Origin of the sequence: Rhodococcus sp. 27YEA6 (assembly GCF_044908235.1) — a bacterium.
Classification (GTDB): Bacteria; Actinomycetota; Actinomycetes; order Mycobacteriales; family Mycobacteriaceae; genus Rhodococcus_F; species Rhodococcus_F qingshengii.
The window spans coordinates 79,101-94,570 of sequence record NZ_JBIYCY010000004.1; the positions used below are offsets into that span (position 1 = coordinate 79,101).

The following is a 15,470-nucleotide window of genomic DNA, read 5'->3' on the forward strand; positions in this document are numbered from 1 at the left end:
CATTTGCGACCTGCACTTTCTGTACTTACTCGATTCAGTTGGTCAGCTCACGAACAGCGGAAATGCCTTTGGATGAACCGGAGCCGGAAGCGCCGACTCGCCTGTGAGAAACACGTCGACGGCACGTGCGGCCGACCGTCCCTCGGCAATCGCCCAAACGACCAGCGACGCCCCGCGATGCGCGTCGCCGCAGACGAATACGCCGGGTGTCCGGGTCTGCCACCCGACATCACACTCGATTCTGCCGAGTGGATCGGTGCCGACATCAAGGTCGGTGAGCAGCGGGGCGGTTTCGACGCCGTCGAAACCCAGAGCGAGCAGGACCATCTCGCACACCAGATCCGTCGTGTCGCCGGTCTCCACCAGGGTCCGTTGTCCGTCCTTCGCTCGTGACACGGCTACCGGAACCATCCGGATTGCGCGGACCGCACCCCCACCGTCGTCGAGAAATTCCTGCGCCGCCCATCGGAATCGTTTGTCACTGCCCTCCTCGTCCGCCGGCGAGGTGCGCAGGACCCGCGGCCACAACGGCCATGGGTCGCGATCTCGATCGCGGCGTGCCGGAGGTGGGACGTGGCAATCCAATTCCGTCACCGAGAGCGCACCCTGGCGATGCACCGTGCCGAGGCAGTCGGCGGCCGTGTCGCCGCCACCGATGATCACGACGTTCTTACCTCGCGCCGAGATGCTCGACGCACCGTCACCCTCGCATTCGCGGTTGGCCGCACGCAGGTACGTCATCGCACGATGGATTCCGCGAAGACTACGACCCGGTACGTCGGTGTCTCTGGCACGATCAGCCCCGACCGCCAGGACTACCGCCTCGAATTCCGTCGAGAGGTCGTGCGCGCTCACGTTCACTCCGACGGCGCAGTCGGTGACGAACCTGGTCCCCTCGGCGGTCAGTTGGTCCAGCCGCCGGTTGATGAGGGCCTTGGGCAACTTGAATTCCGGAATTCCGTAGCGAAGCAGTCCCCCGATCCGATCGCTCCGCTCGAACACCGTGACACTGTGTCCGGCTCGTGTCAGTTGTTGAGCTGCGGCCAGTCCCGCCGGTCCCGAACCGACAACCGCAACACAGTTTCCGCTGTGAACTACCGGTGCCTGCGGCCCCAACCAACCCGACTCCCAGGCGTTGTCGACGATTGCCTGTTCGATGCGCTTGATGGTGACACCCCCCGACGTGTGCTCGCCGTCGAGTGCGAGAACGCACGCCGTTTCGCACGGTGCGGGGCACAGATGTCCGGTGAACTCGGGGAAATTGTTGGTGGAATGCAGATTCTCCGAGGCTTCGGACCACCGTCCACGCCGAACCAGGTCGTTCCATTCCGGAATGAGATTGCCGAGCGGACACCCCACATCGGCCGAATGGCAGTACGGCACAGCGCAGTCCATGCAACGCGAGGCCTGTGCAGATACGTCTCGATTTCGCACGACGGGATCCAGCGACTCGTCTACCGACGCCCAGTCGCCGACACGCACATCGGGCGGTCTGGTCGGTGCGTCGGATCGTTTCACGTTGAGGAACCCGCGTGGGTCAGGCATGAGCCGGCTCCACCAGTTGGTTCTCTTCCACGACCTTCTGATAATCGACAGGCAAGACTTTGGTGAATCTCGGACTCTGTCCACCCCAGTCGTCGAGTAGTTTCGCCGCCACCGGCGAACCGGTAGCGGCCAAATGCGCGCCGAGAATGTCGACCAGCTGACGACAGTCTTCCGCCGAGGGCTGCTCCAGAACGACCATGTCGCGGTTGACCTTTTCTGCCTTCACGTCGAGTACGAAGGCAAGTCCGCCGGACATTCCCGCAGCAAGGTTCCTACCGGTTGGGCCGATGATGACGATGCGACCCCCGGTCATGTACTCGCACGCATGGTCGCCGACGCCTTCCACCACAGCGACCGCACCCGAGTTGCGCACCGCGAATCGTTCCCCGACACGCCCCCGGGCATAGAGCGCACCGCTCGTAGCGCCGTACAGCAGCGTATTGCCGGCAATCACCTGCTCCTCGGCCACGAAGGGTGCGTCCTCACTCGGCCGAAGCGCGATTCGTCCACCCGAGAGCCCCTTTCCCACGTAATCGTTTGCATCGCCGACGACGACCAGCGAGATGCCCGGTGGCAGGAACGCACCGAGTGACTGGCCTGCCGTTCCACGGAGCATGACGTCGATGGTGCCTTGAGGTAGCCCGACGGCGCCGTAGCGTCTGGTCACCTCAGCGCCCAGCCTCGTTCCCACCGCTCGATCCGTATTGTGTACTGGCAGTTCGATATGCACGGGTCGAGCGTCCTCGAGGGAGTTCGCAGCCAACTTGATCAGGGTGCGTTCGAGTTCGCTCGAAGTAGGTACATACGGTTGGTAGGCCGCGCCGGCCGGCGCGGCCGGAACGTCGAAGAGTGGTGAGAGGTCCAACGTGCGACTCTTCCAATGTGCCACCGCCGGAGACATTTCCAATACGTCTGCGTGCCCCAGAGCATCGTCGATACTTCGAAACCCCAGTTCTGCCAACAGCCGTCGTACGTCGTCGGCGATGAAGCGAAAGAAGTTCTCGACGTACTCGGGTCGGCCGGTGAATCGCTCGCGCAGTTCGGGATTCTGCGTCGCTACTCCGACAGGGCAGGTGTCGAGGTGACATACCCGCATCATGACGCACCCGGCCGCGATGAGTGGCGCCGTGGAAAACCCGTACTCCTGCGCTCCCAGCAACGCGGCGACGACGACGTCCCGCGCCGTGCGCAAACCCCCGTCACACTGGACGACGATCCGATCGCGTAACCCGTTGAGCACCAGGGTCTGCTGAGTTTCGGCCAGCCCGATCTCCCACGGCGTACCCGCGTGGTGGATGGACGAGAGTGCCGCAGCACCCGTCCCGCCGTCGTGACCGGAGATCAGCACCACGTCGGCGTGCGCTTTGGCCACACCTGCCGCAACAGTCCCGACTCCGGCTGCGCTGACCAACTTCACGTGTATCCGCGCGCGATCGTTCGCGCATTTGAGGTCGTAGATCAATTGGGCGAGATCCTCGATCGAATAGATGTCGTGGTGCGGGGGCGGGGAAATGAGCCCGACTCCAGGTGTCGAGTACCGGGTTTCCGCGATCCACGGGTACACCTTGGACCCCGGAAGCTGCCCTCCTTCACCGGGCTTGGCACCTTGGGCCATCTTGATCTGAATGTCGGTGGCATTGACCAGGTAATCGCTGGTCACCCCGAAGCGCCCACTCGCGACCTGCTTGACTGCGCTTCGACGCTTGTCGTCACGCAACCGCTCCGGCGACTCTCCGCCCTCACCGGTGTTGGAACGCCCGCCGAGAGCATTCATCGCAACCGCCATCGTCTCGTGCGCCTCCGCAGAGAGGGAACCGTAGCTCATCGCACCGGTGTTGAATCGAGCGAGAATCAACTCGACGGGTTCGACCTGATCGAGCGGAATCGGCGGACGAACCTCACACCGAAATCGAATCAATCCCCGAAGTGTTCCGCCCTGCGCGCTCAGTCGATCGACTTCATCGCTGTAGCGACGAAACATCTCACTTCGCCCGGTCCGGGTCGCATGCTGAAGGAAGAACACGGATTCGGGTGTGAACACATGCAATTCACCATCGCGGCGATACCGGTATTGTCCGCTGTCGGTCAACTGACGATTGTCGAACTGACGATGCTGCACTGCGGACGACGAGAACGCAGCCGTGTGGCGCATCAGAACTTCGCGCGCGACTTCGGTGATACCGATCCCGCCGATCCGGCTTCGTGTGTTGCAGAAGTATTCGTCGACCAATTCTCGGCCCAAGCCCACTGCCTCGAATACCTGTGCGCCCGTGTAGGAGTGAACCGTAGCGATTCCCATCTTCGACATCACTTTGAGCACGCCGAAATTTGTTGCTCTCAGGTAGTTGTCCGACGCAGTCTTCGGATCTATCCCGGGAAGTTCGTCCTGCTCGCTGAGGGCTTGGACAGATTCGAGAGCAAGATACGGGTGGACAGCCGCCGCACCGTAGCCGATCAGCAGCGCGATGTGATGAACTTCGCGCGCGTCACCCGAGTCGACGACAAGGGAAACCTTGGTCCGCAGGCCATGACGAACCAGATCGTGGTGCACGGCTGATACTGCGAGCAATGACGGAATGGGAGCCTGCTCAGGGCCTGATCCACGGTCGGAGATCACCAGAATCTCGATACCGGCTGCGGCGGCTGTTCGGGCGGACTCACGAAGCCTCTCGACGCCTTCGGTGAGACTGCCCCTCGGATCGAAACCTCCCCGTAGGACAGCGCTTCTCGGAGTTCTTGCGCCGCATAGTTCGGCGACCTTCGCCATCTTCACCGGTCCGATCACCGGTTTATCGAGAACAATCCTTCGGCACGACAGCGCCGACGCTTCGAACAAGTTCTGCTCAGCGCCGAGGGTGACACCAAGCGTTGTGACGACTTCCTCGCGAATCGCGTCCAAAGGCGGGTTGGTCACCTGAGCAAAGAGCTGAATAAAGTAGTCGTACAACAGCTTCGGCCGATCCGAAAGAACGGCGAGAGGCGTGTCGACACCCATCGATCCCAACGGCTCCGATCCTGAGCTTGCCATCGGGACAAGAATGTCCCGCAGGTCCTCGGCGTGGTATCCGAAGAGCAACTGCCGTTGCAACAGCGGAGCCGGATCGCCTCGGGCAGGCGCAGTCTCGGGGATTTCCTCGAGGTCGACCAATCCCCCGTCGACCCAGTCCCGGTAGGGGGCTGTGCTCGCGAGTTCGGACTTGATCTCCGCATCGGAAACGATCCGATGGCGAGCGGTGTCCACGAGAAACATGCGTCCCGGTTCGAGGCGCCCCTTCTCCAACACCTCGGACGTGGGAGCGTCGAACACACCGCTCTCACTGGCCAACACGATACGGTCGTTCTTCATCCGCCACCATCGCCCTGGGCGAAGACCGTTGCGATCCAACACGGCCCCGACAACAATGCCGTCGCTGAACGTCACGGACGCCGGACCGTCCCACGGTTCCATCAGACAACCGTGAAATTGGTAGAAGGCCTTTATCTCGTCGGGCATCGAAGAATCGTTCTCCCAGGCTCCGGGAATCATCATCGCGATGGCGTGTTGCACACTGCGGCCCCCGAGCGTCAAAAGCTCCAGTACTTCGTCGAACGACGAAGAGTCGGATCCTCCCGGGGTGCAGATCGGAAACAGGCGATCGATGTCCCCACCTAAAAGTGTGCTCCGCAGCATCGGCTCGCGAGCGCGCATCCAATTCCTGTTTCCCACAATCGTATTGATCTCGCCGTTGTGGGCGATGCAGCGATACGGCTGAGCGAGTGGCCACGACGGAAATGTGTTCGTGGAGTATCGACTGTGCACTACTGCCAACGCAGTTCGCATTCGGTCGTCGCGTAGGTCGGTGAAGTAACCGGGTAACTGCGTCGGCGTCAGCATGCCCTTGTACACGATGGTTCGGGCGGACAACGAGGGGAAATACACTGCAGTGTCGGCACAGTGAATCCGCTCGGCTTGTCTCCTGAGGGCAAAGACTCGTCGGTCCAAGGCAATTCCGCCCACACTACGATCTCGTGACTCGGCGCACGTCACAAAACACTGACTGATGTACGGAGCGCACTGCGCGGCAACGGTTCCGACGCAGTCTCGGTCGACCGGCACCTCTCGCCACCCGATAATCTGCAGTCCTTCTGCCGCTGCGTACCGGTGTATCCGAACTACCGCGCGCCGACGTGCTTCCTGATCCACCGGGAGAAAGCAGTTTCCGGCCGCGTAGGTGTTCTCACCCATCGCGTTGGGTGGTGGAAGCTCGAACTCGGTCACCGCGTCGAAGAACTCCGTCGGCAGCTGAATCAGAATGCCCGCGCCGTCTCCGCTGTTGGATTCGCGCCCAACTGCGCCGCGATGGGAGAGATTGCCCAGGACCGCGAGCGCATCGTCGACAACGGAATGCAGGTGGCGTCCAGAGGTGTCTGCTACCACGGCTACACCACACGAATCGGTTTCCTGATCGGGGTCGTACAGGCCTCGAGGTTCAGGTATTCGAGAAAACGGCACTCGGCGACCTCCACGCGGACATGCAGCCGACGAGCGCTAGTTTATCAGCCCATAACCGCAGGTCGCGAGAGCAAAACGGTGACCCCCTGATAACGAGGCATCAGGGGGTCACACTTGCCGACGATCGTTTCGATCAGCTACGCAAAGGGCGGTTGTACTGATCGCGCACACTGCCGGTCAACATCATGATTCCGTCGATGAGCGGCCAGATGCCACCGATTCCACAGGTCAACCAAGTGACCGCGATCTGTGCGACAGCCATGCCGGGCTGGTTGAGATAAAAACGTCCTGCACCGAATCCGCCGAGCAGAATGCCCAGCAATCCGGCAGTCGTCTTCGACTTGTCCGAGTACGGTTCACCGGTCATCGGGTCACGTCCGTATGGTGCGGACGGGTCGACCAGGCCGTAGCCAGGCTGAGGATAACCCTGAGCTTGTGGATACCCCTGAGGCTGACCGTAACCCGGCTGTGAGTATCCCGGCTGGGGGTAGCCCTGCGGCGGAGCCGCGTAGGGATTCGGAGTCTGATCTGCCGGTGCACCGTAGACGGGACCGTCCGTCGGGGTTTGGGTCGGGCTCGAGTAGTCCGGCGCCGGATAGTCGGTCGCCGGATAGTTCTGGGCGGCGTAACTTTCCTGCGACGTGTACGGCGCTGTCGGCTGATTCGGGGTGGAATCAGAATCGGCAGCGGGAAACGCTGTGGTCGATTCGGTTCCGGTCGGCGGCGGGTAGATGGGGTGGTTTCCCCACCCCGGACCGTTTCCGACTCCCGAATACGTGTCCCAGCCTGGACCGGTGCCGGTGGTCTCCGTCGACGGCGTCTTTTCGGTGGGTGCCGAGGTTTCCGTCAACGACGCATCCGCCGTCGCGTCGTAGTCGAACGGCGACCCGAACTGCGGTGGAACCGGCGGCTGTGATCCAGACGAGTCCCCCGACTCGGAAGGTTCCGGATTCTTGTTCAAGTTAGGCAACGTACTTTCCTTCGATTCGACGACGGTACGTAATAGCTTTTGTTATCGGACTTCGAGAAGGTTCGACCTTCTCGAGGCCAGTCCCCCACACATGTTTCCTCGGTTCGCGCTCGCGACTCATCCTCGCAATGGCCGGCGAGCACCGTCCCGCGCATTGCCCGAAAGTATCACGATGCCGTCGACGAACGCCCAGATCCAGATTCCGATCGCAAATGGAATTCCGATGAGGAACGCCGACATGAACAGCGCGAAGAACATGCCGAGCAGTTGGCACAATCCGATGCCGACACTTCCGATATAGAGGCGCCCGACTCCACAGATTCCGAAGAAGCCCAGCAAGATCTGCAACAGTCCAGCGGTGGCCTTCGACTTGTCGGAATACGGTTCCCCGGTTACCGGGTGCCGACCGTACGGGGCGTAGGGATCTCCGAACCCGTACATCGATGGAGGCGGCAATGGCTGCTGATATCCGTACGGATTGGGCGCGCCGTAGACCGGTCCCTGATCCTCGGGGAATCCCCCCTGCGAATAGGGACCTGTCACGGCTTGTCTTTCTTCGACAGCTTCACCGCGTCCGACGACTCATCCGACGCTGCCGTGGAGGCGCTTGCCTCACTGGAAGCGGATTCAGCAGCATCGGATTCAGAATCTTCAGCGTCGGCGACTTTCGCGTCGGCCTTCGCCGAATCAGTTTCGGTAACTGGCGCCGCGACTCCTGCTTCGCCGGCAGCTACCGCAGCGACGTAGTCCTTCGACTTCAAATCAGCCGGATCCTCACGACCCTTCTTCGCCAGGAAGAAGTAAGCCAGTGCGGCGAAGAACACGATCCCCGAAGTGAATGTGTTGACGCGAATGCCGGCGATCTCGTAGGCGAAATCGTCGCGCATCAGTTCGACGACGAACCGGCCCAGGCAATAGCCCGCGACGTACAGAGCAAACAGACGTCCGTGGCCGATCTTGAATCGGCGGTCGACGAGGACCAGCAGGATCACGATCAGGACGTTCCACACAGCTTCGTAGAGGAACGTCGGGTGAACGACCCGAATGACTTCTCCGTTGGAGACACCTGCCAGTTGATCGAGCTGGCCGGAAGAGTTCACACGCTCGAAGATCTCGAGGCCCCATGGGACGGTGGTCTCGCGACCGTACAACTCCTGGTTGAAGTAGTTGCCGATACGACCGATGGCCTGCGCGAGCAAGATTCCGGGCGCAATCGCGTCTCCGAGGGCGGACACCGGAATACCGCGTCGACGGCAGCCGATCCACGCACCGATACCGCCGAGGAACACTGCTCCCCAGATTCCGAGGCCTCCCTGCCACACCTTGAGTGCGTCGAGTGGCTGACCGTTCTCGCCGAAATAGGCGGGCCAGTCGGTCAAAACGTGGTAGAGCCTGCCACCGATCAGACCGAAGGGAACGGCCCAGATCGCGATGTCGAGAACGGTCCCCTTCTCGCCGCCGCGGGCGACCCAACGACGATCTCCCCACACGATCGCGACGATGATGCCGAGGATGATGAAGAGCGCGTAGGCGCGAAGCGCCACCGGTCCGACGTACCAGACGCCTTGGGGCGGGCTGGGGATATAGGCCAGCAGGTCCACAGTTGAGGTCACGACGCCACGGTAGCCGAGCGGACGCCCTCGGCGAGTTCTTCGGTGAGCGAGCGAACGGCTCCCAGGCCGTTCTCGACCGCGGAGACCAGAGCCGAGCCGACGATGACGGCATCGGCGTATGCCGCGATTTCGGCAGCCTGTGCGCCGGAGCGAACTCCCAATCCGACGCCGACGGGAATGTCGGAATGCGCGCGGATCCGTGCGGTCAGTTCCGGAGCCATCGAAGACACAGCGTCGCGAGCGCCGGTGACACCCATTGTCGAGGCCGCGTAGATGAATCCACTACTCGCATCGAGTGTCATCGCGAGCCGTTCTTCCGTCGAGGACGGGGCGACAAGGAAGATCCGGTCGAGGTGGTGCTCCTCGGATGCTTCCATCCAGGCGCCGGCTTCTTCCGGAATGAGGTTGGGGGTGATGAGTCCGAGCCCGCCGGCGGAAGCGAGGTCTCGTGCGAACTTGTCGACGCCGTACTGCAGTACCGGGTTCCAGTACGTCATCACGACGGCCTTGCCGCCGACCGAACTGATCTGCTCGATCACGGTGAAGATGTCGCGAAGGCGAACGCCGTTGGTGAGTGCGGTTTCGGCTGCACGCTGGATGGTCGGACCGTCCATGACCGGATCGGAATACGCGACACCGACTTCGATGATGTCGCAGCCACCGTCGACCATCGCCTTGAACACGTCGATCGATTCGGGAACGGTCGGATAACCGGCAGGCAGGTAACCGACGAGGGCGGCACGCTTGTCAGCCTTGCAGGCGGCAAAGGTGGGTGCGAGGCGTGATGGTCGTTCGCTCACTTGTCCGAGCCTTCCGTGTTGTCGTTCTCGTCTGCTGCATCATCCGGAGCGGCTGCCTGACCTGAGGCGCCGTCGAAAAGACCGAACCAGCTTGCGGCGGTGTCCATGTCCTTGTCACCGCGACCGGAGAGATTGACGACTATGATCGCGCCCTCACCGAGTTCTTTGCCCAGTCGGAGTGCGCCGGCGACGGCGTGGGCCGATTCGATGGCCGGGATGATGCCCTCGCGGCGCGAGAGCAGCAGCAGCGCATCCATGGCTTCACTGTCGGTGACGGGTTCGTAGGTCGCACGCCCGATATCGCTCAGGTAAGCGTGCTCGGGTCCGACGCCCGGGTAATCCAAACCAGCAGAAATCGAGTGCGATTCGATGGTCTGACCGTCTTCGTCCTGAAGCAGGTAGGAGTAGGCACCCTGGAATGCACCCGGTGTGCCACCGGCGAACGTTGCTGCATGCCTTCCGGTTTCGACACCGTCGCCGGCCGCTTCGTAGCCGACCAGACGGACTGACAGATCGTCGATGAACGGGTGGAAGATACCGATCGCATTGGAGCCGCCGCCTACGCAAGCTGTTACCGCATCGGGCAGTCGGCCCGTCAACGCCTGCACCTGCGCGCGAGTTTCGAGGCCGACTACGCGCTGGAAATCGCGCACGATGGTCGGGAACGGGTGCGGGCCTGCCGCGGTACCGAAGCAGTAATAGGTGTTGTCCGCGTGGGAAACCCAGTCGCGCAAGGCTTCGTTGATCGCGTCCTTGAGCGTGCGCGAACCGGTCTCGACCGAAACGACCTCCGCGCCGAGAAGTCGCATGCGCGCGACGTTGAGTGCTTGCCGTTCGGTGTCGACAGCACCCATGTAGATGACGCACTCGAGACCGAGCAGTGCACAGGCGGTGGCCGATGCCACACCGTGCTGGCCCGCTCCGGTCTCGGCGATGATGCGGGTCTTGCCCATACGCTTTGCCAGCAGAACCTGACCGAGAACGTTGTTGATCTTGTGAGAACCGGTGTGGTTCAGATCTTCACGCTTGAGAAGGATGCGCGCACCGCCGGCGAACTCGCTCATTCGCGTTGCCTCGAAAATCGGCGACGGACGTCCGGTGTAATCGCGCTGCAAGCGATCGAGTTCGTTCAAGAACGTGTCGTCCGCGCGAGCCTTTTCGTACTCCGCAGTGACTTCCTCGATAACCGCCATGAGAGCTTCCGGCACATGCCGTCCGCCGTAGACGCCGAAATGGCCTCCGGCGTCGGGATCGTGGGAGCGCTCGGTGAGTCCCGCGCTGGCCGGCGGCAGATTGCCGCCCTTGAATATTGCACCGGAGCCTGGTTCCTGAGTACGTGAAGTCACCCCACCAGTCTGCCCCAACGGTGTCGCTGGTCACCGCCCGGGTGCATCAAAGCACGCCGGGCGGGTGAAGCGATTTATCGAGACGGTTTGGGGCAGGACGGGTGCGCACCTGCATTGACCAGATCTGCGACGGCCTTGCGAGGGTCGCCGCTGGTCACGAGGCCTTCACCGACGAGCACTGCGTCGGCGCCCGCCCCGGCGTACGCCAACAGATCGGCAGTTCCGCGAACACCGGACTCGGCAATCTTGATCGTCTCGGTCGGAAGACCGGGAGCGATGCGACCGAAGGTGTTCTTGTCCACCTCGAGAGTCTTGAGATTGCGGGCGTTCACACCGATCACCTTGGCGCCGGCTTCGAGCGCGCGGTTGGCTTCTTCCTCCGTGTGCACCTCGACGAGGGCAGTCATTCCCAGAGATTCGGTGCGATCGATCAACGAGGCGAGCGCCTGCTGCTCGAGTGCCGCGACGATCAGCAAGATGACGTCGGCGCCGTGAGCGCGAGCCTCGTGAATCTGGTACGGCCCCACGATGAAGTCCTTGCGGAGCACCGGAATGGTGACCGCTTTACGGACTGCGTCCAGGTCGGCCAACGAGCCGTGAAAACGGCGCTCTTCGGTGAGAACACTGATGATGCGTGCGCCACCGGCTTGGTACGCCGCGGCAAGCTCAGCGGGATCGGCAATGTCGGCCAACGCACCCTTTGACGGGCTCGCTCGCTTGACCTCGGCGATGACGCCGATGCTCGATTCCAGAAGTGCTGCTGCAGCATCGAGTGCAGGCGGTGCAGCGGCCGCAGCAGCCTTGACTGCAGCGAAGTCGAGTACGGCTTCGCGGGCGGCGACATCAGCGCGCACCCCGTCGAGAATCGAGTCGAGTACGGTCATCGTGGCCCGAATCCTTTCTGGGCAAGAGCCCGATGTGAGATACGTCATCAGGGTGGTCTCAGCCTAGTGGGACGAAATTTTGCTACTCCGTCGGGGTACCCACGCAGGTGAGGGTTCAGTCTTACTCAGTGGGACGACCCCGGTTTCGCGCCGTTGTCTCCCCCAACTCCGTCGTCCCCGTCAGTCGCTGTCGGGTCCTCTCCGGCGTCGAGCGCATCCCACAACATCCGTTGTGTCACAGGCTCGTCCGATGCGGGTTTGTCTCCCTGACCGAGCTTGGCTGCGGCCTCGCGGCGCGCGGCAGGGTTGTCGTATTTCGACGACAACCCGCCTCGCACTGGAGGTTTGCGCATCAGAAGTACCGCCGCGCCGAGCGCCGCCACCGCTCCGACCAACGCAAGCAAGGCAGGCAATACCGAAACAGTCGTCGAGAGATCTTCCGGGTGACCGGACAACTCGGCCAAGTCCACCGCTCGGTCCGCAGAGGCTCCGGACACCAACAACTGCACTGCCGGAACCGCTACCGCGATGGCGACGAGGGCAACCAACAGTCCGACTACCCGAAGTGCCCAACCTCGCACCGCAAACGACGCCGCGATCGCCGCCAGAAGCGCGAGCGCGAGCGGAGTCATCGCCGCCGCCCAGGTGCTGCCGTCGAGATCCGTCGTCCTCTCCAGCGTCTTGCCGTCGCTCGAGGTCAGATGAACCCACGTCATTCGTGAGCTGCCCCACAGAGCTGCTGCCGACAACGCCAGCAGAAGCGTTCTCGGCACGGCGGTGCCACGAGAAACGCTTGTAGGCTCCGCTGCACTCGACTCGTTCTCACTCACTGATCGTCACCTCCGATGGTGCGCAGGGTGTGCGCCGACGCAATCGCGCTCAGCACTGCCATCGCCTTGTTGCGGGCCTCGGTGTCCTCGTAGACCGGATCCGAGTCGGCGACGACGCCGGCGCCCGCCTGGACGTATCCGATCCCGTCCTTGATCAATGCCGTTCGGATCGCGATCGCGGTGTCGGCGTCGCCGGCGAAGTCGAGGTAGCCGACGATGCCGCCGTAGATACCGCGCCTGGTCGGTTCCAGTTCTTCGATCAGCTGCATCGCTCGGACCTTGGGTGCCCCCGAGAGGGTTCCAGCGGGGAAGCATGCGGTGACGGCGTCGAGAGCGTGCTTTCCCTCGGCCAGATGTCCGGTGACCGTCGATACGAGATGCATCACGTGGCTGTACCGCTCGATGTGCCGGTAGTCGTGCACCTTCACCGTGCCCGGGCGACAGACACGACCCAGATCGTTTCGCCCCAGATCGACGAGCATGAGGTGCTCGGAGTTTTCCTTCTCGTCGGCGAGGAGGTCCTTCTCGAGCAGGATGTCGTCCTCCTCTGTGGCACCGCGCCATCTGGTTCCAGCGATCGGGTGTGTTGTCGCGACGCCCTCGGCGACGGTGACCAGTGCTTCCGGGCTCGAACCGACGATCGAAAACGCCGTCTCTCCATCACCGTTCGGCACGTTGAGCAGATACATGTACGGGCTGGGGTTCGACGCTCGCAGCATCCGGTACACGTCGATCGGTGCTGCAGTGCAATCGATCTCGAATCGCTGCGAGAGAACTACCTGGAATGCCTCGCCCGCTTCGATGTCGCCGATCAACTTGTCGACATCGACACCGAAGCTCTCGGTGGTGCGCTGACGACGGTAGTTCGGAGTCGCTTTCGAAAATGTCGACACCGTCGATTTCGCCGGCGCCGCGAGAGCACGAGTCATCGCGTCCAACCTGGCGACTGCGTCGTCGTACGCCGTGTCGACGCGCTCGTCCGTGCCGTCCCAGTTGACGGCATTGGCGATGAGGGTGATCGCCCCTTCGTGGTGATCGACTGCGGCGATGTCGGCGGCAAGCAGCATGACCATTTCGGGGATCTGCAGGTCGTCGACCGCGGAGTCACCCAATCTCTCGAGGCGCCGCACCGCGTCGTAGCCGAGGAATCCGACCATTCCGCCGGTCAGCGGGGGCAGGTCGGGCAGCCGCTCCGAACGAAGCAGCTCGAGGGTGGCACCGAGCGCGTCGATCGGGTCGCCGCCGGCCGGAGCGCCGGCCGGAACGTTGCCGTACCAGGCCGCCTCTCCGTCCACGACGGTCAGTGCAGCCGGACTTCCGACGCCGATGAACGACCACCGCGACCACGAACGACCGTTCTCGGCCGACTCGAGCAAGAAGGTGCCGGGACGATTGCCGGCCAACTTCTCGTACGCCGAGAGCGGAGTTTCGGAGTCCGCCAACACTTTCCGAGTGACCGGAACGACCCGGTGCTCAGCTGCGAGGGCACGGAACTGCTCCCGGGTGGTGGTGGAATCGGACGCGTCACCGACGATCGCGGTGTCGGACGACCGTGCGGACATGGAGGTGGGCTCGCCGTGCATGCCTCCATCATCCCAGGCTCCCCCACACGGTCGTCGTGCGCGGGTAACCTCGGCCGAATGAAACCAGGCCAACTCGCTCCCGATTTCTCACTGCCCGACCAGGACGGGACTCCGCGCTCGCTGACGAGCCTGCTCGAGAACGGACCCCTGGTCCTCTTCTTCTACCCGGCAGCCTCGACGCCGGTGTGCACCGCCGAGGCGTGCCACTTCCGTGACCTCGGCAGCGAATTCGCCGCGGTGGGCGCTTCGCGAGCGGGCATCAGCACCGATACGGTCGAAGCTCAGTCCACCTTTGCCACCGCACAATCCTTCGACTACCCCCTACTCGCCGACACCGACGGCAAGGTAGCCGAACAGTTCGGCGTCAAGCGCGGACTCCTGGGCAAGTTGGCTCCGGTCAAACGCTCGACCTTCGTGATCGACACCGACCGCACCGTCCTCAAAGTCATCTCGAGTGAACTACGCGCCAACACCCACGGCGACCAGGCGCTCGAGTTCCTTCGCAATCGAAGCTGACCCACCTGGGCGACCTGATTCTCTGCGCGATTTGAAATCTCTAGGCGACCTGAATCGAGCGCTTCGCAAGCCCCATCCAGAATCCGTCGATCACCTGGGTGGGCACCTGTTCCGGATCGGATGACGCACCGAGCGTGACGAACAACGGGGCGAAGTGCTCGATGGTCGGATGCGCGTACGGCATCCCGGGAGCTTGAGCGCGGAAGTCGATCAAGGAATCGACGTCACCGGCAGCGAACCTCTCCCCTGCCCACGCGTCGAATTCCGCCGACCATCCCGGGGCCTGCGCCTCCGGTGACGGATCGCGCAGGAACGGTAGCCCGTGCGTGGTGAATCCGGATCCCACGATCAGTACACCTTGCTCACGGAGTGGCCGTAGGCGCTGTCCGAGATGGAGCAAACGCTCGGGATCGAGGGTGGGCAGCGAAATTTGCAGTACCGGGATGTCTGCGTCCGGGTACATCACCGTGAGCGGCACGTAGGCACCGTGATCCAGGCCTCGATTCGGCTGCTGAACCACGCGTTCGTTGTCCGGCATCAACGCGGCAACCTGGGCGGCGAGTTCCGGAGCGCCGGGAGAGTTGTACTTCGCGCGGTAGAACCTCTCGGGAAAACCACCGAAGTCGTAGATGAGCGGGGTGCCCGTGGTCGTCGATCCGATCGTCAGCGGTGCTGATTCCCAGTGCGCCGATACGACGAGGATTGCCGTCGGCCGCGGAAGGTCGCCGGCCCACGCCCCCAACTGGTCGACCCACAACGCGCTGTCCACCAGCGGCGGAGCACCGTGGCTGAGATACAGCGCAGGCATGGTTGTGGTGGACATACGGACTCCTCGGGATAGACATTCGTCGCAAGTTGAAGATTCAACCTAATATAGAACTCAACACTTGC

At 62.8% G+C, this 15,470-nt stretch carries 12 protein-coding genes; 1 reads left to right on the top strand and 11 read right to left on the bottom strand.

The features are described from left to right. Positions 1-42 precede the first annotated feature (42 nt). The 10 genes from ABH939_RS13075 to ABH939_RS13120 all read right to left on the bottom strand — a co-directional run bounded on the left by ABH939_RS13075 (position 43) and on the right by ABH939_RS13120 (position 14,063). Positions 43-1,545 carry a glutamate synthase subunit beta gene (locus tag ABH939_RS13075; protein WP_404649694.1) on the bottom strand — a complete coding sequence of 501 codons (1,503 nt, stop codon included), beginning with the start codon at positions 1,543-1,545 and terminating at the stop codon, positions 43-45. Further along, on the bottom strand, positions 1,538-6,037 hold the full coding sequence (gltB, locus tag ABH939_RS13080) for a glutamate synthase large subunit (RefSeq protein WP_404649695.1): 4,500 nt from the start codon (positions 6,035-6,037) through the stop codon (positions 1,538-1,540). The genes ABH939_RS13075 and gltB overlap by 8 nt, the downstream gene beginning before the upstream one ends. A gap of 133 nt (positions 6,038-6,170) precedes the next feature. Continuing rightward, the gene (locus tag ABH939_RS13085) at positions 6,171-6,998 is read right to left on the bottom strand and encodes a TM2 domain-containing protein (protein ID WP_047272252.1); all 828 of its coding nucleotides are present in this window, start codon (positions 6,996-6,998) and stop codon (positions 6,171-6,173) included. Between the two features lie 126 nt (positions 6,999-7,124). After that, positions 7,125-7,550 carry a TM2 domain-containing protein gene (locus ABH939_RS13090; protein WP_030536756.1) on the bottom strand — a complete coding sequence of 142 codons (426 nt, stop codon included), beginning with the start codon at positions 7,548-7,550 and terminating at the stop codon, positions 7,125-7,127. Beyond that, positions 7,547-8,620 carry a prolipoprotein diacylglyceryl transferase gene (gene lgt / locus ABH939_RS13095; RefSeq protein WP_180279703.1) on the bottom strand — a complete coding sequence of 358 codons (1,074 nt, stop codon included), beginning with the start codon at positions 8,618-8,620 and terminating at the stop codon, positions 7,547-7,549. The genes ABH939_RS13090 and lgt overlap by 4 nt, the downstream gene beginning before the upstream one ends. After that, a complete protein-coding gene (trpA, locus tag ABH939_RS13100) occupies positions 8,617-9,420 on the bottom strand; it encodes a tryptophan synthase subunit alpha (protein WP_003944010.1) in 804 nt (267 codons plus the stop codon). The genes lgt and trpA overlap by 4 nt, the downstream gene beginning before the upstream one ends. Continuing rightward, the gene (trpB, locus tag ABH939_RS13105; protein ID WP_404649696.1) at positions 9,417-10,766 is read right to left on the bottom strand and encodes a tryptophan synthase subunit beta; all 1,350 of its coding nucleotides are present in this window, start codon (positions 10,764-10,766) and stop codon (positions 9,417-9,419) included. Before trpB ends, trpA begins: the two co-directional genes overlap by 4 nt. A gap of 74 nt (positions 10,767-10,840) precedes the next feature. Continuing rightward, on the bottom strand, positions 10,841-11,650 hold the full coding sequence (gene trpC / locus ABH939_RS13110) for an indole-3-glycerol phosphate synthase TrpC (RefSeq protein WP_003944016.1): 810 nt from the start codon (positions 11,648-11,650) through the stop codon (positions 10,841-10,843). Between the two features lie 125 nt (positions 11,651-11,775). Next, a complete protein-coding gene (locus tag ABH939_RS13115; RefSeq protein ID WP_162114712.1) occupies positions 11,776-12,480 on the bottom strand; it encodes a TIGR02234 family membrane protein in 705 nt (234 codons plus the stop codon). After that, on the bottom strand, positions 12,477-14,063 hold the full coding sequence (locus ABH939_RS13120) for an anthranilate synthase component I (protein ID WP_058227001.1): 1,587 nt from the start codon (positions 14,061-14,063) through the stop codon (positions 12,477-12,479). The genes ABH939_RS13115 and ABH939_RS13120 overlap by 4 nt, the downstream gene beginning before the upstream one ends. 57 nt (positions 14,064-14,120) lie before the next feature. Here ABH939_RS13120 and ABH939_RS13125 point away from each other — a divergent pair, with 57 nt between their 5' ends. After that, a complete protein-coding gene (locus ABH939_RS13125) occupies positions 14,121-14,579 on the top strand; it encodes a peroxiredoxin (RefSeq protein ID WP_007728696.1) in 459 nt (152 codons plus the stop codon). Positions 14,580-14,619: 40 nt separating this feature from the next. On the opposite strand, the gene ABH939_RS13130 is transcribed toward ABH939_RS13125, so the two are convergent. Further along, a complete protein-coding gene (locus ABH939_RS13130) occupies positions 14,620-15,402 on the bottom strand; it encodes a dioxygenase (protein WP_003944012.1) in 783 nt (260 codons plus the stop codon). Positions 15,403-15,470: the final 68 nt, after the last annotated feature.